At 70.5% G+C, this 25,578-nt stretch carries 27 protein-coding genes; 10 read left to right on the top strand and 17 right to left on the bottom strand.

All coding sequences use genetic code 11. The features are described 5' to 3' along the window. Positions 1-51: 51 nt before the first annotated feature. The 6 genes from ACFY16_RS36760 to ACFY16_RS36735 form a co-directional block, all read right to left on the bottom strand. Entirely contained in the window at positions 52-1,806 is a 1,755-nt protein-coding gene (locus tag ACFY16_RS36760; protein ID WP_390651555.1) for a DoxX family membrane protein, read from the bottom strand. Between the two features lie 140 nt (positions 1,807-1,946). After that, positions 1,947-2,888: a 23S rRNA (guanosine(2251)-2'-O)-methyltransferase RlmB gene (gene rlmB, locus ACFY16_RS36755; RefSeq protein WP_390651554.1), complete on the bottom strand. Its 942-nt coding sequence runs from the start codon at positions 2,886-2,888 to the stop codon at positions 1,947-1,949. 121 nt (positions 2,889-3,009) lie between these two features. After that, entirely contained in the window at positions 3,010-4,410 is a 1,401-nt protein-coding gene (gene cysS, locus ACFY16_RS36750) for a cysteine--tRNA ligase (protein ID WP_390651553.1), read from the bottom strand. A 178-nt stretch (positions 4,411-4,588) separates the two neighbouring features. Next, positions 4,589-5,098: a 2-C-methyl-D-erythritol 2,4-cyclodiphosphate synthase gene (gene ispF, locus ACFY16_RS36745; protein ID WP_390651552.1), complete on the bottom strand. Its 510-nt coding sequence runs from the start codon at positions 5,096-5,098 to the stop codon at positions 4,589-4,591. Beyond that, a complete protein-coding gene (gene ispD / locus ACFY16_RS36740) occupies positions 5,088-5,867 on the bottom strand; it encodes a 2-C-methyl-D-erythritol 4-phosphate cytidylyltransferase (RefSeq protein WP_390651551.1) in 780 nt (259 codons plus the stop codon). The genes ispF and ispD overlap by 11 nt, the downstream gene beginning before the upstream one ends. A 274-nt stretch (positions 5,868-6,141) precedes the next feature. After that, on the bottom strand, positions 6,142-6,624 hold the full coding sequence (locus tag ACFY16_RS36735; protein ID WP_003953493.1) for a CarD family transcriptional regulator: 483 nt from the start codon (positions 6,622-6,624) through the stop codon (positions 6,142-6,144). A gap of 717 nt (positions 6,625-7,341) precedes the next feature. Between ACFY16_RS36735 and ACFY16_RS36730 the strand changes: the two genes are divergently transcribed. Further along, positions 7,342-7,995: a DUF461 domain-containing protein gene (locus ACFY16_RS36730; protein WP_390651550.1), complete on the top strand. Its 654-nt coding sequence runs from the start codon at positions 7,342-7,344 to the stop codon at positions 7,993-7,995. 85 nt (positions 7,996-8,080) lie between these two features. Here ACFY16_RS36730 and ACFY16_RS36725 read toward each other — a convergent pair whose 3' ends face one another. Next, the gene (locus ACFY16_RS36725) at positions 8,081-8,761 is read right to left on the bottom strand and encodes a response regulator transcription factor (RefSeq protein ID WP_015659563.1); all 681 of its coding nucleotides are present in this window, start codon (positions 8,759-8,761) and stop codon (positions 8,081-8,083) included. Beyond that, complete coding sequence (locus tag ACFY16_RS36720) at positions 8,758-10,119, bottom strand: sensor histidine kinase (protein ID WP_390651549.1); 1,362 nt, start codon at positions 10,117-10,119, stop codon at positions 8,758-8,760. Before ACFY16_RS36720 ends, ACFY16_RS36725 begins: the two co-directional genes overlap by 4 nt. 245 nt (positions 10,120-10,364) lie before the next feature. Here ACFY16_RS36720 and phoU point away from each other — a divergent pair, with 245 nt between their 5' ends. From phoU to ACFY16_RS36705, 3 genes are all read left to right on the top strand, one after another. After that, on the top strand, positions 10,365-11,078 hold the full coding sequence (phoU, locus tag ACFY16_RS36715) for a phosphate signaling complex protein PhoU (RefSeq protein WP_390651548.1): 714 nt from the start codon (positions 10,365-10,367) through the stop codon (positions 11,076-11,078). 152 nt (positions 11,079-11,230) lie between these two features. Beyond that, entirely contained in the window at positions 11,231-11,386 is a 156-nt protein-coding gene (locus ACFY16_RS36710) for a hypothetical protein (protein ID WP_390651547.1), read from the top strand. Positions 11,387-11,527: 141 nt separating this feature from the next. After that, entirely contained in the window at positions 11,528-11,776 is a 249-nt protein-coding gene (locus tag ACFY16_RS36705) for an SCO4226 family nickel-binding protein (protein WP_390651546.1), read from the top strand. Positions 11,777-12,007: 231 nt separating this feature from the next. Here ACFY16_RS36705 and ACFY16_RS36700 read toward each other — a convergent pair whose 3' ends face one another. Beyond that, complete coding sequence (locus tag ACFY16_RS36700; RefSeq protein ID WP_351145182.1) at positions 12,008-12,769, bottom strand: phosphoglyceromutase; 762 nt, start codon at positions 12,767-12,769, stop codon at positions 12,008-12,010. 187 nt (positions 12,770-12,956) lie between these two features. Between ACFY16_RS36700 and ACFY16_RS36695 the strand changes: the two genes are divergently transcribed. Further along, positions 12,957-14,213, top strand: a complete 1,257-nt coding sequence (locus ACFY16_RS36695) for an MDR family MFS transporter (protein WP_390651545.1) — start codon at positions 12,957-12,959, stop codon at positions 14,211-14,213. Positions 14,214-14,254: 41 nt separating this feature from the next. Here the strand turns inward: ACFY16_RS36695 and ACFY16_RS36690 are convergent, their stop codons facing one another. Further along, positions 14,255-14,677: a DUF2000 domain-containing protein gene (locus tag ACFY16_RS36690; RefSeq protein WP_351145184.1), complete on the bottom strand. Its 423-nt coding sequence runs from the start codon at positions 14,675-14,677 to the stop codon at positions 14,255-14,257. Positions 14,678-14,726: 49 nt separating this feature from the next. Between ACFY16_RS36690 and ACFY16_RS36685 the strand changes: the two genes are divergently transcribed. Beyond that, positions 14,727-15,557: a helix-turn-helix domain-containing protein gene (locus ACFY16_RS36685; RefSeq protein ID WP_390651544.1), complete on the top strand. Its 831-nt coding sequence runs from the start codon at positions 14,727-14,729 to the stop codon at positions 15,555-15,557. Between the two features lie 54 nt (positions 15,558-15,611). Here ACFY16_RS36685 and ACFY16_RS36680 read toward each other — a convergent pair whose 3' ends face one another. Together ACFY16_RS36680 and mshA are read right to left on the bottom strand one after the other, a co-directional pair. After that, a complete protein-coding gene (locus tag ACFY16_RS36680) occupies positions 15,612-16,115 on the bottom strand; it encodes a YbjN domain-containing protein (RefSeq protein WP_390651543.1) in 504 nt (167 codons plus the stop codon). Further along, positions 16,108-17,448, bottom strand: coding sequence for a D-inositol-3-phosphate glycosyltransferase (gene mshA / locus ACFY16_RS36675; protein ID WP_390651542.1), 1,341 nt, complete (start codon positions 17,446-17,448; stop codon positions 16,108-16,110). The genes ACFY16_RS36680 and mshA overlap by 8 nt, the downstream gene beginning before the upstream one ends. Positions 17,449-17,674: 226 nt before the next feature. Here mshA and ACFY16_RS36670 point away from each other — a divergent pair, with 226 nt between their 5' ends. The 3 genes from ACFY16_RS36670 (at position 17,675) to ACFY16_RS36660 (ending at position 21,397) form a co-directional block, all read left to right on the top strand. Continuing rightward, the gene (locus tag ACFY16_RS36670; protein WP_390651541.1) at positions 17,675-18,487 is read left to right on the top strand and encodes a class I SAM-dependent methyltransferase; all 813 of its coding nucleotides are present in this window, start codon (positions 17,675-17,677) and stop codon (positions 18,485-18,487) included. 223 nt (positions 18,488-18,710) lie between these two features. Beyond that, positions 18,711-19,796: an NlpC/P60 family protein gene (locus ACFY16_RS36665; protein WP_390651540.1), complete on the top strand. Its 1,086-nt coding sequence runs from the start codon at positions 18,711-18,713 to the stop codon at positions 19,794-19,796. A 248-nt stretch (positions 19,797-20,044) separates the two neighbouring features. Further along, a complete protein-coding gene (locus ACFY16_RS36660; RefSeq protein WP_390651539.1) occupies positions 20,045-21,397 on the top strand; it encodes a PP2C family protein-serine/threonine phosphatase in 1,353 nt (450 codons plus the stop codon). A gap of 53 nt (positions 21,398-21,450) precedes the next feature. Here ACFY16_RS36660 and ACFY16_RS36655 read toward each other — a convergent pair whose 3' ends face one another. The 3 genes from ACFY16_RS36655 to ACFY16_RS36645 form a co-directional block, all read right to left on the bottom strand. Beyond that, a complete protein-coding gene (locus ACFY16_RS36655) occupies positions 21,451-21,810 on the bottom strand; it encodes a DUF2516 family protein (RefSeq protein WP_390651538.1) in 360 nt (119 codons plus the stop codon). Between the two features lie 105 nt (positions 21,811-21,915). Continuing rightward, entirely contained in the window at positions 21,916-22,587 is a 672-nt protein-coding gene (locus tag ACFY16_RS36650) for a hypothetical protein (protein ID WP_390651537.1), read from the bottom strand. Between the two features lie 77 nt (positions 22,588-22,664). Further along, positions 22,665-23,261, bottom strand: a complete 597-nt coding sequence (locus ACFY16_RS36645; protein WP_390651536.1) for a helix-turn-helix domain-containing protein — start codon at positions 23,259-23,261, stop codon at positions 22,665-22,667. Between the two features lie 529 nt (positions 23,262-23,790). Between ACFY16_RS36645 and ACFY16_RS36640 the strand changes: the two genes are divergently transcribed. Beyond that, positions 23,791-24,444 carry a class I SAM-dependent methyltransferase gene (locus ACFY16_RS36640; protein WP_390651535.1) on the top strand — a complete coding sequence of 218 codons (654 nt, stop codon included), beginning with the start codon at positions 23,791-23,793 and terminating at the stop codon, positions 24,442-24,444. 79 nt (positions 24,445-24,523) lie between these two features. On the opposite strand, the gene ACFY16_RS36635 is transcribed toward ACFY16_RS36640, so the two are convergent. Together ACFY16_RS36635 and ACFY16_RS36630 are read right to left on the bottom strand one after the other, a co-directional pair. Next, complete coding sequence (locus ACFY16_RS36635) at positions 24,524-24,883, bottom strand: VOC family protein (protein WP_390651574.1); 360 nt, start codon at positions 24,881-24,883, stop codon at positions 24,524-24,526. 83 nt (positions 24,884-24,966) lie between these two features. After that, entirely contained in the window at positions 24,967-25,458 is a 492-nt protein-coding gene (locus ACFY16_RS36630) for an HAD domain-containing protein (RefSeq protein WP_390651573.1), read from the bottom strand. Positions 25,459-25,578 lie beyond the last annotated feature (120 nt).

Genomic DNA, 25,578 nt, shown 5'->3' with positions numbered 1-25,578 from the left:
GGTCCCGCACGCTTGATGTGCGGGACCCCGTCCTCGTACCGGCGGGCCGGGCTAGCCGAGCAGGCCGCCCACCAGGCCGGGCTGTCCGGAGGAGGAGCCGCCCGAGCCCCCCGAGCCGCCCGAGCCCCCCGAGCCGCCCGAGCCGCCGGGCGAGCCGCTGCCGCCGGAGGAGGGGCCGGAGCTGGTGCTCGGGGCGCCGCCGGACGGGGAGGACTGCTGGGGCGGGGCCTGGCCGGCGGTGCTCTGGCTCTGGCTGGGCGCGCCGCTGGTGGCGCTGCCGGTGGCGCCGGGGGTGGTGGCGGCGTCGCTGGAGGGGCTGGCAGAGCCGGAGGTGGCGCCCTGGGTGGGCGAGGTGGGGGCCGACGGCTTCTGCTGGTGTTTGCGCTTGGCGGGGTCCTGCGGGAGCGGCGAGCCGGGCAGTTCGTTGCGCGGGGCCTCGCCGGGGCCGGGGACGACCACGCGGTCGGCGTCCCGGACGGCGCCGCCGAGCAGGGAGCCGATGAGCAGGGTGAGGCCGGTGGCGATGGCCGTGACGAGGGCGCCGCGGCGCAGGACGTGACTGCGCAGTTCCCAGATGTCGGAGCGGGGCCCGAGCCGGCGCCAGGCACCGGCGGCGAGACGTCCGTCGATGGAGTAGACGGGGGCGCCGGCGATGATCAGCGGGGACCAGGCGGCGAGGCAGATGATGTCGGGGGCGTCGTAGGCGGGGGCTGTCTTCCAGCTGACGGTGACGATGAGCGCGGCGGAGAGCGCCGCGCCGACGACGGCGGTGACCCGCTGCCAGCAGCCCAGGACCGTGAGGACGCCCACGATGACCTGGAGGAAGGCGATGACGAGGCCGGAGCCGACGGGGTGCTGGAGCGCGAACTGGCGCAGCGGCTCGGCGACTTCCCAGGGGTGCAGGGTGTTGAGCCACTTGACCATGGAGCCGCGCTTGCCGCCGTCGAAGTAGACGGGGTCGCAGAGCTTGCCCATGCCGGCGTAGATGGAGATGAAGCCGAGGAAGACGCGCAGCGGGAGCAGCACGACGCCGAGGTTCATGCGGCGGCCGGGGTAGTAGCCGTGCCGCGCGGGGTCGTCGCCGTGCCGCCTGGACCGCGACCCGCTCGCCGCCCCGTCCCGCTCGTCGACGTCCTCGTCGTCTTCGTCCTCGAACCGCCCGTTGCCGTAGGGGGGTTCGTCGTAAGCGGCTTCGCCGTAGGCGCTGCCGACGGTGCGCATGTGGGGCAGGAGCCGGGTCCCGGCGGGGGCGTCGTCGCCGGAGGTGCGCCGGGCGCCGACGACGGGGGTCTCGACGGTCTGGTCCAGCTCGTCGTAGGCGCCGCCGTAAGCGTGGTCGTATCCGCCGACGTAGGCACTGCCGTGCCCGTCGTAGGTGTCGTAGCCGGCGTAACCGGCGCCGGGGTAGCCGGTGGTGTCGACGCGGGGGATGACCTGGGTGGCGCCGGCGTCGACGGAGGGCTGTTCGCCGTGGCGGACGCTGCCGGCCCGCACGGCCTGGAGCAGGCGGTGGGCGCCGGTGTCGTCGGGGGCGGACCTGCCGCTCCAGACGACGGCGCGGCGGCGGGCTCCGGTGGCGCCCACGCCGGACATACGGGCGCCGTCGGCGGAGCTCAAGTGCTGGGCGATCCGCGGGGATTGGGCCCGTCTCGTCGACGCGCCCAGCTCGACGCGGAAGCTCGCGTGATTGACGATGACCTGCGCCGGATCGCTCGGCACCTTCACCATGCTCAGCGCGGGAGCGTCGTCGTATCCAGACGAGCGGTCCCCCGTGGGTGTGCGGGGTGTTCTGGTGTCCACACTCATCTAACCGAGTGACGTGGAGTTAGGACACTGCTTTGACCGGGCGGATCTGTCCGGACCCCGTCAAGGCTGTCCTTGCCACCGAGATTGCCCCAAGTGGGTGACGGGACAGACGCCCGTTCGGGCGCCGTCCACGCTCGACCTCAGGCGCGTCGGCGAGCCGCCTCGTACAGCACGACACCCGCCGCGACACCCGCGTTCAACGACTCCGCACCACCGGGCATCGGAATCCGCACCCGGTAGTCACACGTCTCCCCGACCAGCCGGGACAGCCCCTTGCCCTCGCTGCCGACGACGATGACGACCGGGCCGCCCAGGGCCTCCAGGTCGCCCACCTCGGCCTCCCCGTCGGCGGCCAGGCCGACGACGACGATTCCGGCCTTCTTGTACGCCTCCAGGGCACGCGTCAGGTTGGTGGCGCGGGCGACGGGCGTGCGGGCGGCGGTCCCGGCGGACGTCTTCCAGGCACCGGCGGTCATGCCGGCCGCGCGCCGCTCGGGCACGACGACGCCGTGGCCTCCGAAGGCGGAGACGGACCGTACGACGGCACCGAGGTTGCGGGGGTCGGTGACGCCGTCGAGGGCGACGATGAGCGGGTCGGCGCCCTCGTCGTAGGCGGCGCCCACGAGGTCCTCGGGATGGGCGTACTCGTACGGCGGGACCTGGAGGACCAGGCCCTGGTGGTTGAGCCCGTTGGTCATCCGGTCGAGCTCGGGGCGGGGCGCCTCCATGAGGTTGATGCCGCCGCGCTCGGCCGCGAGCTGGAGCGCCTCGCGCACCCGCTCGTCGTTGTCGATGAACTGCTGGACGTAGAGCGTCGAGGCGGGCACACCTCCGCGCAGCGCCTCGACGACGGGGTTGCGCCCAACGACCATCTCGGACGTGCCCTTGCCGCCGCGGCCACGCGGAACGGGCCGGCGGACGGTCTGCTTCGCCTTCGCGTTGGCGATGCGGTTCTTCTTGTGTCCCTTGCGCATCTCGGCGGGCGGGGTCGGCCCCTTGCCCTCCAGGCCCCGGCGCCGCTGGCCGCCACTGCCGACCTGCGCGCCCTTCTTGCCGGACATGCGGCGGTTGTTAGCGGCCATGACCTACCTGTCTGTGTGCAGCGATGTGAAGCGCTGAAGTGTGTACGTCTATGAAGTGTGCCGCCCGGAGGCCCGGACGGCACAATCGATCACGTAAGCGATCTGGCGAATCCGGCGGGGCTCAGCGCGGGCCGAGGCTCCAACGCGGTCCCTGCGGGCTGTCCTCGATGACGAGTCCGGACTGGTTGAGCTGGTCACGGATGGCGTCCGCAGTGCCCCAGTCCTTGCGGGAGCGGGCGGCCTCGCGCTGGTCGAGGACGAGTCGTACGAGGCTGTCGACGACGCCGTGCAGATCGTCACCGCGGTCGGCCTCACCGGCCCAGTGCGGGTCGAGCGGGTCGAGTCCGAGGACGCCGAGCATGGCGCGCACCTCGGCGAGGCGGGCGACAGCCGCTTCCTTGTCGTCGGCGGCCAGGGCGGAGTTGCCCTGCCGGACGGTCGTGTGCACGATGGCGAGCGCCTGCGGCACGCCCAGGTCGTCGTCCATGGCCTCGGCGAAGGCGGGCGGAACCTCGGCGGCGGGCTCGACGACCCCGCCGGCCTTCTCCACGACCCGCTGGACGAAGCCCTCGATCCGCGCGAACGCCGACTCGGCCTCGCGCAGGGACTCCTCGCTGTACTCGATCATGGAGCGGTAGTGCGGGGTGCCGAGGTAGTAGCGCAGCACGATCGGGCGCCAGTGCTTGACCATCTCGGAGACGAGGACCGAATTACCCAGCGACTTGGACATCTTCTCGCCGCTCATGGTGACCCAGGCGTTGTGCACCCAGTACTGGGCGAAGTCGTCGCCGAACGCCTTGGCCTGGGCGATCTCGTTCTCGTGGTGCGGGAAGATGAGGTCGAGCCCGCCACCGTGAATGTCGAACGAGGTCCCCAGATACTTGTGCGCCATGGCGGAGCACTCCAGGTGCCACCCCGGGCGCCCTCGCCCCCACGGCGTCTCCCAGCTCGGCTCACCCGGCTTCGCCGCCTTCCACATGGCGAAGTCACGCGCGTCACGCTTGCCGGTCTCGCCGGACCCGGAGGGCTGCTGGAGGTTGTCCAACTCCTGGTTGGACAGCCGCAGGTACTCCGGGAAGGAGCGCACGTCGAAGTAGACGTTGCCGTCGGCCTCGTAGGCGTGGCCGCGCTCGATGAGGCCGCGCATCATCTCGATCATCTCGGGGACGTGCCCGGTGGCACGCGGTTCGTACGTCGGCGGCAGGCAGCCGAGGGCCTGGTAGCCGTCGTTGAACGCCCGCTCGTTCTCGTACCCGATGGCCCACCAGGGGCGGCTCTGGTCGGCCGACTTGGTGATGATCTTGTCGTCGATGTCCGTGACGTTCCTGATGAACGTCACGTCGTAGCCGCGGTGGGTGAACCACCGGCGCAGGATGTCGAAGTTGAGGCCGGACCGGATGTGCCCGATGTGCGGTGCCGCCTGCACGGTGGCGCCACAGAGGTAGATCGAGACACAACCCGGCTTGAGCGGGGCGAAGTCACGGATCTGCCGGGCGCTGGTGTCGTACAGGCGAATAGTCACCACTCCAGGGTAGTGGGCGCGGGGCAGTGCCTCGCGACCCTTCCGGCGTATTCCTCCGGCGATGGAGCCGATTACACGCGGGCGGGTGAGGCAACCGCTGCCGGGCTCTGCCTCCCGGGCCCGGCTTCGGCTTGACCGGCCGGGTCGTCGAATGCCGGACGGTGGAGGGTCGGTGGGGTCAGCCCGCCCGAGCCACCAGCGCCGTCGCCACCGCCATCAGCCCTTCTCCCCGGCCCGGAAACCCGAGCCCGTCCGTCGTGGCGCCGGACACGGAGACCGGCGCGCCCGCCGCTTCCGACAGAACCTTCTGCGCCTCGTCCCGCCGCTTCCCGATCTTCGGTCGTGGGCCGACGACCTGCACGGCGACGTTGCCGATGACGAACCCGGCCTCGCGCACGAGACGCGCGGCCTCCGTCAACAGCGTCACCCCGGACGCTCCGGCCCACTCGGGCCGCCCGGTACCGAAGTGCTGGCCCAGATCCCCCAGCCCGGCCGCGGAGAACAGCGCGTTGCACGCGGCGTGGGCGACGACGTCCGCGTCGGAGTGACCGGCGAGGCCCGTTCCCTCCCCCTCCCACTTCAAGCCGGCGCACCACAGCTCACGCCCCTCCTCGAAGGCGTGGATGTCCGTGCCGATACCCACCTGCGGCAGCAGAGGCGTATGCGTCTCAGAAGTCTCAGAAGCCATCGTTGAGCCTCCTGCGCGCGAGAACCGCCTCGGCCAGCACCAGGTCCAGGGGCCGCGTGACCTTGAAGGCCTCTTCGTGGCCGGGGACGACCACGACCCGCAGTCCCAGTTGCTCCACCATGCTCGCGTCGTCGGTGACGTCGTCGGTCACCGTTTCGTGCGCACGGATCAGCGTGGCCCGCTCGAAGCCCTGCGGGGTCTGGACGGCTCGTAGCCGCCCCCGCTCGGGCGTGGCGACGACCGGCTCCGGCTCCCCCGCCACCGCGGCCGGCTCGACTTCCTTGACGGTGTCCGCGAGCGGCAGCGCCGGCACCACGGCGGGCGCGCCCTCCCGCACCGCTTCGATCACGGCGTCCACCGTGTCGACGGGCACCAGCGGCCGCGCGGCGTCGTGCACGAGCACGATGCCGTAGTCGGGCGGCAGCGCGTCCAGACCGAGCTTCACCGACTCCTGGCGGGACTCGCCGCCGGGTACGACGAGGAAGTCGGTGCGCTCCGGCAGTGCGTGCGCGTCGAGCAGCGACTTGACCTCACCCGCGCCGTCGGGCGGGGCCACGACGACGACCAGGGAGACGGCGCGGGAGGCGGCCATGGCGCGTACCGCGTGGATGAGCATGGGGGTGCCGTTGAGCGCGCGGAGCGCCTTGGGAGCCCCCGGACCGAGGCGCACGCCCCGGCCGGCGGCCGGGATCACGACGGCGGTACGGGGGGTCATGGCCGGGGCCTCGGGAACGGCATCCGCGGCCGAAGGGCGCGAAACGTCAGACATCGGTTCCTGTCAGGTTTGTGTGCTCGGCCTACGTGGGTATGGCCACAGCGTGCCGGGTGCGACGCCTTGACCGGAACCCTTCCGTGACACCGGTCGAGCCAGCTGCCCGGGCCCGGCACACCAGTATCGGGGGGACATCCCTCGCGGCGTACGGCATCCGAGTACGAACATGCCGCAGCGCCCGGCGACAGAAGATACGTCATCTACGTCATCGGGCACCGCGGCATTTACTGTGCTGAGCGTGCTGAAGTGGGGCGGGAGCTGCCGCCACGCGTCAGGACGCGAGGACCTCGTCGAGCAGGGCCTCGGCCTTGTCCTCGTTGGTGTTCTCCGCGAGAGCGAGCTCGCTCACCAGGATCTGGCGCGCCTTGGCGAGCATGCGCTTCTCACCGGCGGAGAGTCCGCGCTCGCGCTCACGACGCCACAGGTCACGCACGACTTCCGCGACCTTGATGACATCGCCGGAGGCGAGCTTCTCCAGATTTGCCTTGTAACGGCGTGACCAGTTCGTGGGCTCCTCGGCGTACGGAGCGCGCAGCACCTCGAAGACCCGGTCCAGCCCGTCCTGACCGACCACATCACGCACGCCGACGAACTCCGCATTGTCCGCTGGCACACGTACCGTCAGGTCACCCTGGGCGACCTTCAGCACCAAGTAGGTCTTGTCCACGCCTTTGATCTGGCGAGTTTCGATAGCCTCGATCAGCGCGGCCCCGTGATGGGGATAGACCACGGTGTCGCCAACCTTGAACGTCATGTGACAGGTACCCCTTCCGTGGCTATCCAGGGTAACACGGAAACGGCGGGTTCTGAATGGCGTTTTCGCAGGTCAGGGCATATCTCGGGGCTTGACAACAGCAACAGGAACGTGCATCGAGGGCCGATCGGAAGCGGGTATTCGCAGGTCGGAGCGGCTCTCCGGGGGAGGTGAAACGCGTACGTTACACACATCCGGAGGCTCCTCCAAGCGGACGAACGTCCCTAAATGTCTGGTTCCATACGATCGAGTTCCGCTACTCCGTTCGGTTGCCCGAGACGGATGCGGGACGAATCCGGAATTGATCACGGGGTGATCACGAGGGCCATCACAAGGGTCCTCACAGGGCCGATCAGGGGACGATCACAAGGCCGGCGGAACGGCCGACCGAACGGCTTCGGTGATCAATTCCCAGGCATAGGTCTGTCACCGCCGCGCATTCCGCACTGAAAATCCGCAAGCCCGCTTAAGTGAATCTCGGACGAGTGCGGGACGAATGTGACTCGGGGGTCACTTCTGGGATCACATCCGGGATCACTTCTGGGTTCACTTCCCGGTCCGGAGGCCCTCGGGTACCGCCTGCTGAGGGAAGCCGGGCGCTCGGGGGGAGGGTCGGGTGCGGCGGCTGGGGAACGGCTCGGTAACCTAAGGCCGCTGACAGACACTTAGGGCGGCTTTAGGTACAGCTGCCCCTGCGTTCAAGGAGAAGCCGCCGCCGTGAGCAGCAGCCTTCGACGCGGCGCCCTCGCCGCCTCCGCCATCGCGTTCTCGATCGCCTCGCTCGCCGCGTGCGGCGCGGGCAACAACTCCCAGACGTTGGAGATCAAGCCCGACAACGCGGCGACGAGCGTCGGCGACATCAAGATCCAGAACGCTCTCGTCATCACCCAGCCCAGCACGGAGTCCACGGGTCCCGCCGTGATCTCCGCGACCCTCTTCAACAGCGGCACCACCGCCCAGACGCTGGACTCGATCAGCGTCGAGGGCGACGGCAACGCCGACCTCTCCCCCGCCAAGGGCAAGGGCGAGCTGACCATTCCGGCCGGCGGCTCCGTGATCCTCGGCGGCAAGGACAACGCCGCCGCGGTGCTCTCCAACCCCGGCGACTCCGTCCAGGGCGGCAACGCCCAGAAGATCACCTTCACCTTCAGCAAGACCGGTGCGGTGAGCCTGCGCGCCTTCGTCGTCCCGGCCGAGAGCTACTTCTCCAAGTGGGGCCCGAGCGAGATCCCGAGCGCCCCGGCGGCCGCTTCCCAGCAGGCGTCGGAGACCACGTCGCCCTCGCCGAACGAGTCCGGCTCCAGCTCGGCCTCCCCGAGCGACACGGCGTCCGCGAGCGCCACGTCCTCGGAGTCGGCGTCCGGCCACTGAACACCTTGCAGGCCGAAGGGCGGCACCCTTTCCGGGTGCCGCCCTTCGGCGTACGTCTTCTTTACGGCTCGTACCCGTACCCGATTTACGGCTCGAACTTGTATCCGAGGCCGCGCACCGTCACCAGGTACCTCGGCGCACCGGGGTCCGGCTCGATCTTCGCGCGCAGTCGCTTGACGTGGACGTCGAGGGTCTTGGTGTCACCGACGTAGTCGGCGCCCCAGACGCGGTCGATGAGCTGCATACGGGTGAGTACGCGGCCCGCGTTGCGCAGCAGCATCTCCAGCAGGTCGAACTCCTTGAGCGGGAGATCCACCTTCGAGCCGGAGACGGTGACCACGTGGCGGTCGACGTCCATGCGGACCGGGCCGGCCTCCAGTGCGGCCGGGGTGACCTCTTCGGGCTCGCCGCGGCGACGCAGGACGGCCCGGATACGGGCGACCAGCTCGCGCGAGGAGAACGGCTTGGTGACGTAGTCGTCGGCTCCTATTTCCAGGCCGACCACCTTGTCGATCTCGCTGTCCTTGGCGGTGACCATGATCACCGGGACGTTGGAGCGGCCGCGCAGCTGACGGCACACCTCTGTGCCGGGCAGCCCCGGCAGCATCAGGTCGAGGAGGACGAGGTCGGCGCCGTTGCGCTCGAACTCGTCGAGTCCGTCGGGGCCCGTGGTCGCGACCGCGACCTCGAAGCCCTCCTTGCGGAGCATGTACGACAGGGCGTCGGAGAAGGACTCCTCGTCCTCGACGACGAGCACTCGGGTCACGGAAGGACCTCCGGGGCGGAAAGCGTCTGGTACGCGGTTGAGTCGGGGGATGTGGCGCGCGACGGGTGGGCGGACTGCCCGGCCCCGTCATTCTCGACGTCGTCGTCAAGGTCGTCGTTGTCGTCGTCGAGGTCGGGATGCTGCTGGGCGCGGTCACGGGCCGCACCCGCCTCCGGCAGCCGCAGAGTGAACGTGGAGCCCTGTCCCTCGGAGCTCCACACCGTGACCTCCCCGCCGTGCGAGGCGGCCACGTGCTTGACGATCGCCAGCCCCAGGCCCGTACCACCCGTGGCGCGGGAGCGGGCCGGGTCGACGCGGTAGAAGCGCTCGAAGATGCGCTCCTTGTCCTTGTCGGAGATGCCGATGCCCTGGTCGGTGACGGCGATCTCGATGAGTTCTCCGCCGGGCGCGGTCACCCGGCGGGCCGCTATGCCGACGCGGGTGCGGGCCGGGGAGTAGTTGACGGCGTTCTCGACGAGGTTGCCGAGAGCGGCGGCGAGCTGCCCCCGGTTTCCCCAGATCCGCAGGTCGGCGGTGCCGCCCGTCCGTCGGCCTGCACCCTCCTCCAGCCCTGCGGAGACCCCCACATTCGCAGCCATGGTGATCTGCTTGGTGCCGGCCTGGTGGCGGCAGCGGTCGATGGCCTCGGCGACGAGTTCGCCCACGCGGACGGGCTCGGCGTCCTCGAGGGGGTCGTCGTTCTGGACCCTGGAGAGGTCGATGAGCTCCTGGACCAGGTTGGTCAGGCGCGTGGCCTCGATCTGCATCCGGCCGGCGAAGCGCTCCACCGCCTCCGGGTCGTCCGAGGCGTCCATGACGGCCTCGGAGAGAAGGGAGAGCGCGCCGACGGGGGTCTTCAGTTCGTGGCTGACGTTCGCGACGAAGTCGCGCCGTACCGCCTCGATGCGCCGGGCCTCGGTGAGGTCCTCGACGAGGAGGAGCACGAGGCGGGAGCCGAGGGGGGCGACGCGCGCGGACACGGCGAGGGCCTCGCCCCGCCCGGTCCCCCGCCTGGGCAGATCCAGCTCGACCTGGCGTATCTCACCGTCGCGCCGGGTGTCCCGGGCCATCTGGAGCATGGGTTCGACGGCGAGTTTGCCGCCGCGGACCAGCCCGAGGGCGTACGCGGCGGAACTCGCCTTGACCACGGCGTCCGCCTCGTCGAGCACGACGGCGGAGGAGCGGAGAACGGACAGGACCGTGTCCACACCCGGCGGGAGCACGGGGTCGGTGTGCAGGGAGGTTCTGGTGGGTCGCTGCTGGTCGCGTTCGCTCCAGCGGAACGCCAGCATGGCGATGACGCCGGTGAGTACCCCGGCGATCGCTGCCGCTGCGGCGACCGCCGCGTTCACGTCCATGCCCCCAGGTTAGGCATGTCGTCGCGGCTGGCCACAGCCATCGCAGTGCGACCTCGAACACTCGTCGCCCAGAGTTCACCTAGGAGCTAGCAGTGGTTCATTTGGGGTGACGGAAACCGACGCGTACGGGCCGGAACGTGGGAGCGTGGGGTTCGCACCGCCGGTCAGATGACGTTTCAGGACTGACACCGCCGGGGTCCCGGCCCCCGGAACCCCCTGAAGAACACGCACGAGAGGGAATCCTGATGCGGGACGCGTACCACGAGGAACTGGACTCGATCGGCGACGGACTGGTGGAGATGGCCCGGCTGGTGGGGTCGGCGATCGGACGCGCCACCACCGCCATCCTCGACTCCGACCTGAAGCTGGCCGAAAGTGTCATCGAGGCCGACAAGCGGGTCGATGAGCTCCAGCACGACCTGGAGGCGCGCGCGATAGCGCTGCTGGCCAGGCAGCAGCCGGTGGCCACGGATCTGCGGATCGTCGTCACGTCGCTGCGCATGTCGGCCGACCTGGAGCGCTCCGGCGACCTCGCCCAGCACGTGGCGAAGCTCGCGCGCCTGCGCTTCCCGGAGCACGCCATCCCGCACGACCTGCACGCCACGATCCTGGAGATGGGCCAGCTCGCGCAGCGTCTGATGGCGAAGGCGGCCGAGGTCATCATCACGAAGGACGTCGATCTGGCGCTCCAGCTGGAGCAGGACGACGACGCCATGGACCTGCTGCACCGCACGCTGTTCCAGCACCTGCTGGACGACCGCTGGAAGCACGGCATCGAGACGGCGGTGGACGTGACGCTCCTCGGCCGCTACTACGAGCGGTACGCCGACCACGCGGTGGCGGTCGCCAAGCGGGTGGTGTTCCTGGTGACGGGCGAGCACGCGGACGAGCTCCAGCCGGACATCCAGCCCGACATCCAGCCGGAGACCCAGTCGACGGCGGGGGGCGAGGGCGCGTAGGCCTCGCAAACCTCCGTACGTAACCCTCCGTGTCCGAAAAGGCGCGAAGCGGATAGACCGGGGCGTGTGCAAGCCACTGTGCGCCGTTGATGCGCCCTGCAGAACGGGCATCCAATGAGCACAGGCACAGCCTCGAGGAGGGACCCAGAGTCATGGCCGAATCCCCCAGCACGACGCCCGACCCCACGCAGGAACGCCAGACCGAGCAGCCCACCGAGATCAGGAACCTGACGCTGATCGGCGCGTGCGGTTGCGGCTCGGGCTGCGGGTGCGGGTGCCAGTCGGGCAACCCCTGCCAGTGCGGCTGACGCCGTAGCGGGCGTACGACGGCGAAGGGCCCCGGCAGTCACGCCGGGGCCCTTCGCCGCGCCGCGCCCGGAACGTCACTGGTCGCCCTGTCGGCCGTACGAGCGCAGCATGGAAGGTGATCCGGAAGGAGGTGCGAGCCCATGAGCAAGTTCATGGACGTCCACCACGGGATGAAGGGCATCACGCCCGACCAGCTTCGAGAGGCTCACCAGGCCGACCTCGCCATAGAGAAGGACGAGAAGGTGCACTTCGAAAGGGCCTGGGCGGACCCGGACTCCGGAACCGTCTACTGCCTCTCCGAGGCTCCCTCGGCCGAAGCGGTCCAACGCATTCACGAACGGGCCGGCCACAAGGCGGACGAGATCCACGCCGTGCCGCTGTCGATCTGACGACCACCCGCCCCACCCCGTCACCCGGAGTGGACCGCGACCGAGCTCCGCCGGGGTCTCACCACCGACGCCATCGGACAGGAAGCGCTCACCCCACTCGCGGACGCGTGCCCCGGCACCACCGTGACCTGCGAACCCGCTCCACAGAACCGTGGCCCCGCCCCGTCGAAGCGACAGGGCGGGGCCACCAACTGGATCTCCCGTCAGAGCGGATCGCGCTCTGATCTCGGGTTACTTCTTCTTGCCCTGGTTCTTGACCGCCTCGATCGCCGCCGCGGCGGCCTCCGGGTCGAGGTACTTGCCGCCCGGGGTGACCGGCTTGAAGTCGGCGTCGAGTTCGTAGTACAGGGGGATGCCCGTGGGGATGTTCAGGCCCGCGATGTCGGCGTCGGAGATGCCGTCGAGGTGCTTGACCAGGGCGCGCAGGCTGTTGCCGTGGGCGGCGATGAGGACCGTGCGGCCGGTCAGGAGGTCGGGGACGATGCCGTCGTACCAGTACGGGAGCATGCGGACGACGACGTCCTTCAGGCACTCCGTGCGGGGGCGCAGCTCCGGGGGGATGGACGCGTAGCGCGGGTCGTCCGACTGGGAGAACTCCGTGCCGTCCTCGAGGGGCGGCGGCGGGGTGTCGTAGGAGCGGCGCCAGAGCATGAACTGCTCCTCGCCGAACTCCGCGAGGGTCTGCGCCTTGTCCTTGCCCTGGAGGGCACCGTAGTGGCGCTCGTTCAGGCGCCAGGAGCGGTGGACCGGGATCCAGTGGCGGTCGGCGGACTCGAGGGCCAGCTGCGCGGTGCGGATGGCGCGCTTCTGGAGGGACGTGTGGACCACGTCGGGCAGCAGGCCGGCGTCCTTCAGCAGCTCACCGCCGCGGACCGCCTCCTTCTCGCCCTTCTCGTTGAGGTTGACGTCCACCCAGCCGGTGAACAGGTTCTTCGCGTTCCACTCGCTCTCGCCGTGGCGGAGGAGGATCAGCTTGTACGGTGCGTCGGCCATGTGTATGAGCGTAATCCACGGGTTCACGGCGGGGTGCGTCCGCCCGTAGGCCGGACACAGGACGGGCCCGCCCCGCCCCGGCCGGCCCGACGGTTGACTGGATCTGTTAATTGAGTGGTCTGCCAGGTCTTCCGGATCGTAAGTTGTGCACGCCGCCTGAGCCGCTTACATCCGTGGGGGTCCCGCCATGTCCGTCGTCGCCCTGAGACGTGCCGCCCGCCAGACCCTCTCCGGGCTGCCGCGCGAGTTCTGGTGGCTGTGGACCAGCACGCTCGTCAACCGGCTCGGTGCCTTCGTCGCCACCTTCATGGCGCTGTACCTGACGCTCGACCGCGGGTACTCCGCCGCGTACGCCGGTCTCGTCGCCTCCCTGCACGGGCTCGGCGGCGTCGCCTCCTCGCTCGGGGCGGGGGTGATGGCCGACCGCCTCGGGCGGCGGCCCACGATGCTGGTCGCCCAGGTGTCCACCGCCCTGTCCGTGGCGCTGCTCGGGTTCATGCACCATCCCGTCGCCATCGCCGGCGTCGCCTTCCTCGTCGGGATGGCCAGCAACGCCTCCCGGCCGGCCGTGCAGGCGATGATGGCCGACATCGTGCGGCCCGAGGACCGGGTGCGGGCCTTCTCGCTCAACTACTGGGCCATCAACCTCGGCTTCGCCGTCTCCTCCATGGCCGCCGGTTTCATCGCCGAGTTCAGTTACCTCGCCGGGTTCCTGATCGAGGCGGGGATGACCATGGCCTGCGCGATCGTCGTCTTCCTGAAGCTGCCCGAGTCCCGGCCGCAGCGCACGGCGGCGGAGAAGCAGGCCGCGGACGAGGTCGGGCTCAGGACCGTGCTGCGCGACGGACGCTTCATGAGCGTCGTCGGGCTGTCCTTCCTCGTCGCGCTGATCTTCCAGCAGGGGTCGGTCGGACTGCCCGTCGCCATGGGCCAGGCCGGGTTCACCCCGGCCGACTACGGCATGGCGGTCGCCGTCAACGGTGTCCTCATCGTCGCCCTGCAGATCCCCGTCACCCGGTTCATCGAGCACCGCGACCCGCGGCGGCTGCTCGTCGTCTCCTCCCTCCTGGCCGGGTACGGCTTCGGGCTGACCGCCTTCGCCGGGTCCGTCGGCGTCTTCGCGCTGACGGTGTGCGTGTGGACGCTGGCGGAGATCGTCAACGCGCCCACGCAGACGGGTCTGGTCGTGCGCCTCTCACCCGTGCACGGGCGCGGGCGCTACCAAGGCATGTACACCCTGTCCTGGTCCGTCGCCGCGCTGGTGGCCCCGCTGATGTCCGGCTTCGTCATCGACCGGTTCGGGGCGGAGTGGCTGTGGGGGCTGTGCGCGGTCGTCGGGACGGGGGCCGCGGTCGGGTACGCGGCGCTGATGCGGACGCTGCCCGCGGACGAGCGGGTGGCGGAGCGGCGCCAGGAGGCCGAACCCGAGGTCAGCGCCGCCTGATCGCACCCGCCACCGCCCGATCCCGCCGTACGAAAGTCTGCTCAGGGGTGCATCCGCGCGCCCTTGAGCACCTTGTCCACCGCGTTCCTCGGGCCGTACACCGCCAGCCCCACCAGGTCCAGATCGGCCGTCGGCACCGCGCGCACGGCCGCTCGGTTGTCCCGGTCGTTGCCCGTGGCGAAGAGGTCGGAGGTGAAGAGCGCGCGGGGCAGGGCACGGGACAGGGTCCGGGCGTGGGCCGCCGTCAGCGTCTCCTTCGTGCCCTCGAAGACCAGCACGGGCTGGCGGAACATCGGCAGGTAGGGGACGCCGTCCGCGTCCTCGTACGGCTCGCCGATCACCTCGGGGACGGCCGTACCGAGGCCGCTGACGAGGAACGCGGTGACGTTCAGGCGCTGCCAGGGCTCCAGGTCCTCGCGCAGCAGGACGGCGATCTTGGTGTCGAAACGGGGCTGCTCGCTCATGCCTCGAGACTGCCGAACGCCGTACGGCCTCGTCTTGTACGTTCTTTGCATGGCCACCGAGCCCATCGAGCGCACCGAGCGGAACGGGGGCGACAGCGTCTCCGCCTGGCGCCCGCGCGTACCTGGTGTCGTGGAGGTGCTCCACGCGCACTTCACCGAGTACGCGTATCCGATGCACGTGCACGAGGCGTGGACGCTGCTCATCGTCGACGACGGGGCCGTGCGGTACGACCTCGACCGGCACGAGCACGGCACCCCGCACGACACGGTCTCGCTGCTGCCGCCGCACGTTCCGCACAACGGATCCCCCGCCACCCCGGGCGGTTTCCGCAAGCGTGTTCTCTATCTGGACAGTTCGCGGCTGGGCGAGGATCTGATCGGGGCGGCCGTCGACGGGCCCGATCTGCGCGATCCCCTGCTGCGCTTGCGCGTGGGACAGTTGCACTCCGCGCTCACGCAGCCCGGTGACGAGTTGGAGGCCGAGAGCCGGTTGACGCTCGCCGGCGAGCGGCTGCGGGCGCTGCTGCGGCCCCGGGACGCCGTGCGCGCCCCGCGACGGGACCCCGACCTCGCCCGCCGGCTGCGTGAACTGCTGGACGAGCGCGTGGTCCAGGGCCTCACCCTCGACGAGGCCACCGGACTCGTGCACGCCCACCCCGCCCATCTGGTGCGGGCGTTCAGCGGCGCGTACGGCATCGCCCCGCACCAGTACCTGATGTCCCGCCGCGTCGACCGGGCCCGCCGCCTCCTCCTCGACGGACAGCCGCCGAGCCAGGTGGCGACGGCGACCGGCTTCTACGACCAGGCCCACCTGACCCGGCACTTCAAGAAGTTGGTGGGGGTGACCCCAGGGCGGTACGTACGGACGGGGAAGGGGTGAGCCGCCTGGGCAGGTTCCGCGCACTCCCGTGCACGCTCGAGGAGAGCCTGGTGATCAGTCGGACGGATGCTGGGTCAGGTGCGTGAACGCGTCCAGGTTCCGCGTCGACTCGCCGCGCGACACGCGCCACTCGTACTCCCTGCGGATCGCGGAGGCGAAACCGAGCTCCAGGAGGCTGTTGAAGGCGCCGTCGGCCGCTTCGAGGACCTGACCGAGGAGGCGGTCCACCTCGTCGGCGGTGACGGCGGCCAGCGACAGCTTGCCGGCGACATAGACGTCGCCGAGCCGGTCGACGGCGTAACTCACGCCGTACAGCTTGAGGTTGCGCTCCAGGAGCCAGCGATGGACGCCGGACTCGTTCTCGTCGGGGTGGCGGATCACGAAGGCGTTCAGCGAGAGGGAGTGGCGGCCGACGATGAGGGAGACGGTCGTCTTCAGCTTGCGGGTGCCGGGGAGCTGCACTACGTAGGTGCCGGTTTCGGGGCTTTCCCACTCCAGCTCGGCGTCCTTCAGGGCGCCCTCGACGACCTGCGCGGCCCTCTCGACAACATCAGCCATGGTGGGAGCGTACGCGACGCCTGTGGGAGTGCATCGCGGCCGTGTAGGCGTCGGCGGTGGCGGCTGCCGCGGTGTCCCAGCCGAAGGACTGGGCGTGCCGGGCGGCGGCGGAGCCCATCCGGGACGGCAGCTCGGGGCGGTCGGCGAAGTCGGCCAGCACGCGCGCGTAGGCGGCGGGTTCGTGGCCCTGGACCAGGAAGCCCGTCTCGCCGTCGCGCACGGCCACCGGCAGGCCGCCGACCGAGGCGGCGAGCACCGGCGTGCCGGCCGCCTGCGCCTCTATCGCGACCAGACCGAAGGACTCGCTGTAGGAGGGGACGACGAGGACGGACGCGGCACGGAACCAGTCCGCGAGCTGGTCCTGACCCACGGGCGGGTGGAACCGTACGACGTCGGCGATGCCCAGGCGCGCGGCGAGCTTCTGCAGACCCTCCGGCTTGGCCAGGCCGCTGCCGCTGGGGCCGCCCACGATCGGTACGACGACGCGTTTACGCAGGTCGGGGCGCTCGTCGAGGAGCACGGCGATGGCGCGCAGAAGCACGTCGGGGGCCTTCAGGGGCTGGATGCGGCCCGCGAAGAGGGGGATCACGGCGTCCTGCGGCAGGTCCAGGCGGGCCCGGGCGGCCGCCCGGCCGTCGGCGGGGCGGAACCGGTCGAGGTTCACGCCGGGGTGGACCACGGCGACCTTGCCGCGGTCGGCGGCGTAGTGCCGTACCAGCTCGTCGGCCTCCTCCGCGGTGTTGGCGATGAGGCGGTCGGCGGCGCTGACGATCTGGGTCTCGCCGATCACGCGGGCGGCGGGCTCGGGCGTGTCGCCGTCGGCCAGGTTGGCGTTCTTGACCTTGGCCATGGTGTGCATGGCGTGCACCAGGGGGGCGCCCCAGCGCTGGGCGGCGAGCCAGCCGACGTGGCCGGAGAGCCAGTAGTGGGAGTGGACCAGGTCGTAGTAGCCGGGGCGGTGACCGGCCCAGGCCTGCATCACGCCGTGTGTGAAGGCGCACAGCTGGGCCGGCAGCTCCTCCTTGGCGAGGCCCTCGTACGGGCCCGCGTCGACATGCCGGACGAGGACGCCGGGGGCCAGTTCGACGGCCGGCGGCAGGGCGCCGGTGGTCGCGCGGGTGAAGATCTCGACCTCGATGTTGATCGCGGCGAGGCGCTGCGCGAGCTCCACGATGTAGACGTTCATGCCGCCGGCGTCGCCGGTGCCGGGCTGGTGGAGCGGTGAGGTGTGCACGGAGAGCATGGCCACCCTGCGGGGCCTGCGGTGCGGCAGCCTGAGCCGTGAGGGCGTTGCCGGAGAGCGACGCCCGAGCCTGCTGACGTACTGGCTCACGTGGCGTTCCTCCTTGCTGCGGGCATGCCGTGCGGAGGCCGCAGCGCGCCCTCCAAGTGAAGGCAACACCGGAGGAAGGCGTTCCCATTCCGTGCGGGGTGGTTTTTACTGAGACGTTACCGAGGGTCGCTCAACCGTTCGATCATGGGATGCGTACACATCCGTCTGCCCGCACGGGTGGGATGCGTACACATCCATCTGTCCGCGTCCGCATACCCTCGTAGGCATGACATCCCGCGCTCCCGCCCGCCCCGTGGGCACGGTCACACGCGGGACGACCAATCCGAACCGGCTGCGCCGCATGGACCGCTGGATCGCCGCCACGCACGGCGCGGCGCTGCGGCGCACCGCCGACCCCGTGGCCGTCGACCTCGGGTACGGGGCCGCCCCCTGGACGGCCGTCGAGTTGCTGTGGCGCCTGCGCTCCGTCGCGCCCCACGCGCGCGTGGTGGGCATCGAGATCGAACCGGCCCGGGTCGCGGCGGCCAAGCCGTACGAGCGCGACGGACTGGTCTTCCGGCACGGCGGCTTCGAGATCCCGATCCCCCGCCGACCACACCTCGTCCGGGCCGCCAACGTGCTGCGCCAGTACGACGAGTCCGAGGTCGCCGCGGTCTGGGAGCGGCTGTGCTCCCGTCTCGCCCCCGCGACGGAGGATTCCCCGGGCGGGCTGCTCGTCGAGGGGACCTGCGACGAGATCGGGCGTCGGCACGTGTGGGTCGCGCTCGGCCCGGAGGGGCCGCGCACGGTCACCTTCGCGACCCGGCTGGGCTCCCTCGATCGCCCGTCGGACCTGGCGGAACGCCTGCCCAAGGCACTCATCCACCGCAATGTCCGCGGCGAGCCCGTGCACGCCTTCCTGCGCGACTTCGACCGCGCCTGGGCCGCCGCGGCGCCCTACGCCTCCTACGGCGCCCGCCAGCGCTGGATCCGGGCGGTACGGGACCTGACGGCGGACTGGCCGGTGACGGACGGGCCGGTGCGGTGGCGGCAGGGTGAAGTGACGGTGCGGTGGGAGGCGTTGGCGCCGCGGGACTGATCCCAGGCACCGCCCCGCTCGACCCACCTGCTCCGACCCACTCCGACCTGCAAGGAACGATCTCCGTGAGTCGTTCGTCACAAAGGCGGGGAGATCGTCGTACCGGGGCGGGATGAGGGGGAGTGAGGGGGAAGCTTTACCTCTGTCGTTTTGCGCGTCGACATGGCACGATCCCCCAGACGTCCGTAAGTTACTGACGGTAAATCAGTTTGGGGGTTGGGTTATGGGTACGGGCAAGCGCGGCCTGATCGCGATGGCAGTGACCGTGGTCTGCGCGGTCACCGTCCTGGCGGTGCCGGGCACGGCGTTCGCGGCCCCCGATCCCACACCCACCCCGAGCGCCACCTCGAACGCCACCTCGAAGGTCGAGCCCAGCAAGGACCTTGAGGCCGTCCGCGAGAAGCTCGACAAGCTCTACCACGCGGCATCCGTGGCCACGGACGCGTACAACGCCGCCGAGGAGAAGGCCGAGAAGCAGTCCGCGGAGATCGTCGAGCTGGCCAAGAAGATCGTCCAGGGTCAGGAGAGGCTCGCCGAGCTGAAGGACCGCGCGGGCGCCGCGGCCCGCTCCCAGTACCGCACCGACGGACTCCCGGACGAGGCCCGGCTGATGCTGAGCGACGACCCGCAGGAGTTCCTCGACGGAACCGGCCGGGTGCTCCAGGGCCAGCGGGCCACCAAGGGCCTGATCGCGGAAATGACCCGCACCCAGCAGGACTTGGAGCAGTACGCCGAGGACGCCTCCGCCCAGTGGCAGAAGCTGGAGGCCAACCGCCAGGCGAGGGCCGCCGCCCAGAAGAAGATCGAGAAGCAGATCGCGGCGGCCGAGAAGCTCGAGTCCCAGCTGGAGAAGGAGGAGAAGGAGCGCCTCGCCGAGCTGGAGGAGCAGGCCGCGCACCAGGCGCAGACCGCCTGGCTGGACTCCGGCATCCTCGACGAGATCAACGGCAAGGCGTCCGCGCAGGGCAAGAAGGCCGTGGAGTTCGCGACGAACCAGATGGGAAAACCGTACGAGTGGGGCGCCGAGGGCCCGAAGTCGTACGACTGCTCGGGCCTGACCTCACAGGCCTGGGCGAACGCGGGTCACGGCATTCCGCGCACCTCGCAGGAGCAGTGGAAGCAGCTCAAGCACGTCGACATCAAGGACATGCGCCCCGGCGACCTGATCATCTACTTCGACGACGCCAGCCATGTCGCGATGTACGTGGGCGAGGGCGCGATCATCCACGCCCCGCGGCCGGGCCGGACCGTGACGCTCGCGGGCGCGGGGACGATGCCGATCCTCGGAGTGGTCCGGCCGGACGCGTGACCAGGCCCACGTGACCCAGCGCACGCCCGGCGGTTCCCAAACCCTCCGTGGACGTGACGTTCGTCATCCCTGCCACACACCCACCCTGCCCAACTGCGGTACGGAACGCGGCATATGACAGTGGCCTGAGGCCGAGCGGCGTGCCTCACACCATTCCGCTGCGGCGCCGACTACCGCTATGGTCCCCGTCGGTGGATGGAGTCCCTCCGTCCACCGTGCCCTCGGGGGGAGGGAAGGAACTCAACACGATGCCCGTACCCGTACCGCGGCAGAGAGCGATCCCGGCCGTGGAGTGTGGTCAGGCGCAGGCCGCGCCTCCAGGCGGCCCCTCGAAGGAAGAGACCCCGCGCAAGGAAGCCACGGTCGCCGACACCTCCGCCACCACCCACACCAGCGCCGCCGCCAACACCGGCACCGCCGCCAACACCCAGCTCACGCTCCTGCTGATCGAGGACGATCCCGCAGGCTCGCCGCTCGTGCCCGACCTGCTCGACTCGGCCGGCAACCCGATCCGCGTGCGCACCGCCCGCAACCTCACCGAGGCCGAGCGGCTGCTCACCCACGACGTCCAGTGCATCCTGCTGGACCTGGCGCTGCCGGCGCCCGGCCGCTCGTCCGGCGACGATGACGACGAGCTCGCCGTGCTCAAGCACGTGCTGCGGCTCGCGCCCCGGCACGCCGTCCTCGCGCTCACCGCGTCCGGCGATGCCGAGCGCGGCGCGGAGGCGGTGCGCGTCGGTGCCCAGGACTACCTCTTCCGGGACGAGCTGGACGGACGGCTGCTGAGCCGCGCCATCCGGTACGCGGTGGAGCGGAAGCGTTCCGACACCGCCGAGCGGCGGCTCGCCGAGGGCAAGCTGCGCGCCCAGGAGAACGCCCGCCTGGAACGCGGCCTGCTGCCGACCCCGCTCCTGGATGGCTCGGCGCTCCGCTTCGCCGCCCGTTACCGCCCCGGCCGTTCGCGCGCGCTGCTCGGCGGTGACTTCTACGACACCGTCCGCACGCCCGACGGCACCGTGCACGCCATGATCGGCGACGTCTGCGGGCACGGCCCGGACGAGGCGGCGCTCGGCGTGGAGCTGCGCATCGCCTGGCGCGCGCTGACGCTGGCGGGGCTGTGCGGCGACGAGCTGCTCGGCACGTTGCAGCAGGTGCTGGAGCACGAGCGGGACGACGACGAGATCTTCGCGACGCTGTGCACCGTGGACATCTCCCCGGACGGCCGCCGCGCGGGCCTGTGCCTGGCCGGCCACCCCTCCCCGCTGGTCGCCCGCCCGGGCCGGCCCGCGGAGCTCCTGCCGTACGACAACAACGGCCCGGCGCTCGGTCTGCTGCCCGGCGCCCGCTGGCCGCGCATGCAGGTGGAGCTGGGCGCCGAGTGGAGTCTGATGCTCTACACCGACGGCTTGATCGAGGGCCGTATCGGGGAGGGCCGGGAGCGGCTCGGCCAGGACGGCATGGTGGAGATGGTGCGCCGCCAGCTCGCGTCCGGCCTGCACGGCGAGCAGCTGCTGCGGGCCGCGGTCAACGAGGTCCGCGAACTGAACGGGGGCGAGCTGACGGACGACGTAGCGGTGGTACTGCTGGACCGGGTTCCCTGAGAACCCGGCGGCGGTCAGCGCCCGCCGTCAGAGGGACCGCAACCCGGCGGCGGTCAGCGCCCGCCGTTGTACGGACCGTAGGGGCCGTCGCTGCTGCTTCCGCCGCCGCGGCGGCCCCAGCCGCTGCCACCGCCGGAGGCCTGCTTCACGGCGGGCCGCACGTCCACGATGTAGACGATGCTGGCGACCGCGCCGGCGATCGGCAGCATCGCGAAGATCGAGAACAGGTAGCTCACGGCGAGCGCCAGGCCGAGCATGATCAGCCAGAACACCTTGTTCTGCTTGTCGGCCGCGCGGAAGGCGTCTTCGCGCCGGAACGCGGCGTCGAACAGCCCGAACGCCGCAAGGGCCATGAGAAGGATCTTCAGGAGCCCCAGGAATCCCGCGAAGCCCAACGCCAGCATGCCGCCCACCGCCCGTTCTCTCCGACTCCCATGACCATGACGCGTACGCGGCCACCGTACCCGTAGAACGGGCCGGGCGCCCCGAGGGTGCCCGGCCCGTGCGCATACCGTCCCTTACTTGGCGGGCGGCGTCGTCTTCTTCGCGGTGGTCTTGCGAGCGGCCGGGGCCTTCTTCGCCTCGGGCTTCCTCGCCGGGGCGGGCTCGGTCCCGGCCTCGGACACGGACTCGGTCCGGGCCGCGGCGGGCTTCGCCTCTTCCTTGACCTCGACCGGCTCGGTCTTCGGCTCGACGGCGATCGCCAGCTCCTCGATCTCCTCGGCGGCCTCGCCACGCCAGGTCTTCACGGCCTGCTCGCCGTGCTCGGCGACCTTCTCGTAGGTCTCGCGGGCCTTCACGGCGTACTCGGCGGCGACGCCGACACCGCGCAGCGCGAGGTCCTGGGCGCTCTCGCCGAGCTTCTTCAGGTCGGCGTCGATCGTGCTGCCGAGCTTCTTCAGGTCCCCGTCGAGGGTGCTGATGAATTCGCCGACCTTCGTCTGGAGGGTCTCCTGCGCCTCCTTGGCCTTGGCGCCGGCCTCCTTGGCGCGGGCGGCGGCCTTCTCCTGCACGACCTTCGGGTCGGTGCCGCGGACGGCCTCGAACCGGGCCGGGGCCTCGGCGCGCAGCTGCTCCACCAGACCGGGCACCTTCTTGGCCTGCTGCAGGGCGAGGTCGGCGGTGCCGGCGGCGAAGTAGAGCGGGGTCGGGTCGCTGAAGGTCTTGCGCAGGTCATCGGTGATGGCCATGGTGATGGTCCTCCCGGATTCACGTTCGGCTGAGGGTTTTGTGGGTCCGCAGTCAGGCGGCCGGTCCCCTGGTCCGGTCAACTGGCCGTCTGCTGCGGGTCGCCGCCGGAACCGCCGACGGGGCGGGTACGGCGTGCGGGGGTCTTGCGGGTACGGCGTACGGCGCTCTCACTGACGCTGTCGTCGTCTCTGTCGGCAGCGTGCCGCGCACCGTCGGGCTCGTCGTCGGCGTCCACCGGGTCGGATGTGTCGGGCACGTCGGCCGTGTCCACCGTGCCTGCCCTGTCCCCCGGGGCCGTCGCGGGGGCGGTCGCGGGGGCGGCCTCGAATCCGTTCTCCTTGCGGAAGGACTCGTAGACCTGGAGCAGCACCTGTTTCTGCCCCTCGTTCAGCGTGGGATCGGCGAGGATGACCGCACGCGTCTCCACCTCGTCCCGGTCCCGCTCGGCGTCGAGAATGCCCGCATGGACGTACAGCGTCTCGGCGGAGATCCGCAGCGCCTTCGCGACCTGCTGCAACACCTCCGCGCTCGGCTTGCGCAGCCCGCGCTCGATCTGACTCAGATACGGATTGGACACCCCGGCGGCGTCGGCGAGCTGCCGCAGCGACAGCTGCGCGTTGCGCCGCTGCTCGCGCAGGTACTCACCGAGATTGCCGACGTTGAGCGATGCCATACCTCCACCTTGCCCCACCTCCGCTAACTTTTGCAAGCATCCGCTTGCAAAAGTGCGCCGGGCCACCCGTTCAGGCGTGCCGGGTGAGCCATTCGTGTCGTTCCGCCTGAAGTCGTCCAGGCTCAGCGGCGGCACTACCGGCTGTTACGCCGCTACGGCCCCGCAGTGATCGCTGCCTGCTACGAGCGCCGCTCCACCTTCTGGCACAGCCTGTTCCAGCGGGGCTACCGCCTGAGTGACTGGGCGAGGAGGAGCAGACGAGACTGTTCAAGGCGGAGTTCCGCCGACGTCTGCCCCAAGAACGCTCTCTTCGCACCACCGCAAGGCACTGGCTTCTCACCGAGATGATCACGACCGCATGGCGCATCGAACTGGCCATCAAGTCCGCCGAGATCAAGGAACCCACAGCCCAAGTCAATGAGAATCAGGCACACTTGCCCGGAATTGAGTGAGACGCGACGCCAGGCCACAGCATCCGAGATCATGGCAGCGTGATCGCCGTTTCAGGGCGCCGATGGAGGTATCCGCCATGTCCGACCTCGACAGCCAGACCGCCTACTGGGACGCCGCCGCGACGACCAAGACGTTCACGCATCCCCTGCACGTGCCGTGGCTGGACGGCGTCGACCGGCATGCCGCGATCCTCGACTACGGCTGCGGCTACGGCCGGACCATGGAAGCCCTCGAAGAGCAGGGCTTTACCAACCTCACCGGCGTCGACACCTCACCAGGGATGATCTCCCGGGCCCACACCTTGCACGCCACGATGCACTTCGCCGTGCTGGACACACCGCCGATGCTGGCCCACCCGGACGCAAGCCTCGACGTGGTCCTCCTCTTCGCGGTGCTGACCTGCATACCCCGCAACGACGCACAGCGACGGCTGGTCGGCGAGCTGAGCCGCGTTCTCAAACCGGGCGGCATGCTCTACGTCAGCGATCTGCTGCTGCAGGACGACGAGCGCAACCGTGACCGCTATGCCAGGTTCGCGAAACCCTACGGCACCTACGGAGTCTTCGAGACCGGCGACGGCGCAGTCTGCCGCCACCATCCGAGCGACTGGTTCACCTCACTGCTTGCAGACTTCGAGATCGCCGACACCCGCCGAATCACCGTCGCCACCATGAACGGACACGAGTCGAAGGGAATCCAGATCCTGGCTCGTCGAGGGCATCTCTGCTGACCCCGGCTCCCCGCCGGCACATGCCGAACCTCGCCCCAGCGGGACGACCCCGGCCAACGCGTCCCAGGCAGGGCGCCAATCAGCGCAGGCTGATGCAGAACGGATGCCCAACCGGATCGGTGAGGACCCGCGCCTTGTCCCCATGCGGCTGGTGATCCGGCTTGCCCGCACCCAGCTCCAGCAACCGGGTCTCCGCCACGTCCAAGTCCTCGTCGACCTTGAAGCAGATGTGAAGCTGCTGGGGAACGATCTGGTCGGGCCAGCTCGGCGGCCGGTAGTCGTCGACCCGCTGAAACCCGATCAAGAGTCCGTGCTCACCGTTGAGGCCCGCGAAGTCGGCATCCGACTTCGGGTGCAGTTCAAGGCCGGTGGCCTGCTGATAGAACGCCGCCAAAGCCAGCGGATCAGGGCAGTCGAGCGTTATCGCAACCAGCTTCAGCTACCCTGCCCGCAGTTATCTGGGACAGGACACCGGGTGAGCCATTCGTGCTGCGCGGCCCCCTTGCCCGCGAGCCACGACGCCTACTTCAGCCCCAGCTCCCCGATCCACCTCTCCAGTACCGCGAAGTCCGCCTCCGTCAGTCCGTAGCGGTGGTCCACTCGGTGGAGCAGGGCAGGCTCGGGGTGGTGGGCGGTCACCCAGGTGCGGTCGGCGTCGGTGATCTCGTCGTCGAGCCAGATGAAGGGCCGGCCGCCCGCGCGGTCGACGAGCGGCCTGGTCTTCCAGTGCAGGGGCCCCGGCGGGCACTCCTCGTCCGGCCAGTCCACGACGGGCAGCGGGGGCAGCCCGAGCCAGGACGCGATGTGGTCGTTCGCCTCGTCCATCCAGGTCGTGGCCCACACGAGCTCGCAGCCCAGCGCCGCCAGCCGCGGACCGAGCGCCGGGTCGATCCGGGTCAGCAGCGGATTACCGGCGGCGTGGGCGGAGGGCGTACGGCCCGCCTCGTACGACGGGTACGGACCGGCCGCCCCGAAGGGGATCAGCGTCCCGTCGACATCGAGGAAGAGGGGCAAGGGAGGCACAAGAGGTACGGGAGTCATCGAAGACCACGTTGCATCTTGCGCTCGCGCAGCCCGGTCTCGCTCATGACGTCGAGGGTACGCACCGCCGTGACCGGCGTCGGCCTCCGGAGC

The organism is Streptomyces sp. NPDC001315, assembly GCF_042896175.1.
Lineage (GTDB): Bacteria > Actinomycetota > Actinomycetes > Streptomycetales > Streptomycetaceae > Streptomyces.
The sequence above is the reverse complement of the archived record's forward strand: the minus strand, read 5'-3'. Positions and strand labels throughout refer to the sequence as shown.

What these genes read in the sequence shown, in the direction of transcription:
- ACFY16_RS36760 (WP_390651555.1), bottom strand. Translation starts at nt 1,806, where the DNA reads ATGAGTGTGGACACCAGAACACCCCGCACACCCACGGGGGACCGCTCG.
- rlmB (WP_390651554.1), bottom strand. Translation starts at nt 2,888, where the DNA reads ATGGCCGCTAACAACCGCCGCATGTCCGGCAAGAAGGGCGCGCAGGTC.
- ispF (WP_390651552.1), bottom strand. Translation starts at nt 5,098, where the DNA reads ATGGCTTCTGAGACTTCTGAGACGCATACGCCTCTGCTGCCGCAGGTG.
- ispD (WP_390651551.1), bottom strand. Translation starts at nt 5,867, where the DNA reads ATGTCTGACGTTTCGCGCCCTTCGGCCGCGGATGCCGTTCCCGAGGCC.
- ACFY16_RS36735 (WP_003953493.1), bottom strand. Translation starts at nt 6,624, where the DNA reads ATGACGTTCAAGGTTGGCGACACCGTGGTCTATCCCCATCACGGGGCC.
- ACFY16_RS36720 (WP_390651549.1), bottom strand. Translation starts at nt 10,119, where the DNA reads ATGGACGTGAACGCGGCGGTCGCCGCAGCGGCAGCGATCGCCGGGGTA.
- phoU (WP_390651548.1), top strand. Translation starts at nt 10,365, where the DNA reads ATGCGGGACGCGTACCACGAGGAACTGGACTCGATCGGCGACGGACTG.
- ACFY16_RS36710 (WP_390651547.1), top strand. Translation starts at nt 11,231, where the DNA reads ATGGCCGAATCCCCCAGCACGACGCCCGACCCCACGCAGGAACGCCAG.
- ACFY16_RS36705 (WP_390651546.1), top strand. Translation starts at nt 11,528, where the DNA reads ATGAGCAAGTTCATGGACGTCCACCACGGGATGAAGGGCATCACGCCC.
- ACFY16_RS36700 (WP_351145182.1), bottom strand. Translation starts at nt 12,769, where the DNA reads ATGGCCGACGCACCGTACAAGCTGATCCTCCTCCGCCACGGCGAGAGC.
- ACFY16_RS36695 (WP_390651545.1), top strand. Translation starts at nt 12,957, where the DNA reads ATGTCCGTCGTCGCCCTGAGACGTGCCGCCCGCCAGACCCTCTCCGGG.
- ACFY16_RS36690 (WP_351145184.1), bottom strand. Translation starts at nt 14,677, where the DNA reads ATGAGCGAGCAGCCCCGTTTCGACACCAAGATCGCCGTCCTGCTGCGC.
- ACFY16_RS36685 (WP_390651544.1), top strand. Translation starts at nt 14,727, where the DNA reads ATGGCCACCGAGCCCATCGAGCGCACCGAGCGGAACGGGGGCGACAGC.
- ACFY16_RS36680 (WP_390651543.1), bottom strand. Translation starts at nt 16,115, where the DNA reads ATGGCTGATGTTGTCGAGAGGGCCGCGCAGGTCGTCGAGGGCGCCCTG.
- ACFY16_RS36670 (WP_390651541.1), top strand. Translation starts at nt 17,675, where the DNA reads ATGACATCCCGCGCTCCCGCCCGCCCCGTGGGCACGGTCACACGCGGG.
- ACFY16_RS36665 (WP_390651540.1), top strand. Translation starts at nt 18,711, where the DNA reads ATGGGTACGGGCAAGCGCGGCCTGATCGCGATGGCAGTGACCGTGGTC.
- ACFY16_RS36660 (WP_390651539.1), top strand. Translation starts at nt 20,045, where the DNA reads ATGCCCGTACCCGTACCGCGGCAGAGAGCGATCCCGGCCGTGGAGTGT.
- ACFY16_RS36650 (WP_390651537.1), bottom strand. Translation starts at nt 22,587, where the DNA reads ATGGCCATCACCGATGACCTGCGCAAGACCTTCAGCGACCCGACCCCG.
- ACFY16_RS36645 (WP_390651536.1), bottom strand. Translation starts at nt 23,261, where the DNA reads ATGGCATCGCTCAACGTCGGCAATCTCGGTGAGTACCTGCGCGAGCAG.
- ACFY16_RS36640 (WP_390651535.1), top strand. Translation starts at nt 23,791, where the DNA reads ATGTCCGACCTCGACAGCCAGACCGCCTACTGGGACGCCGCCGCGACG.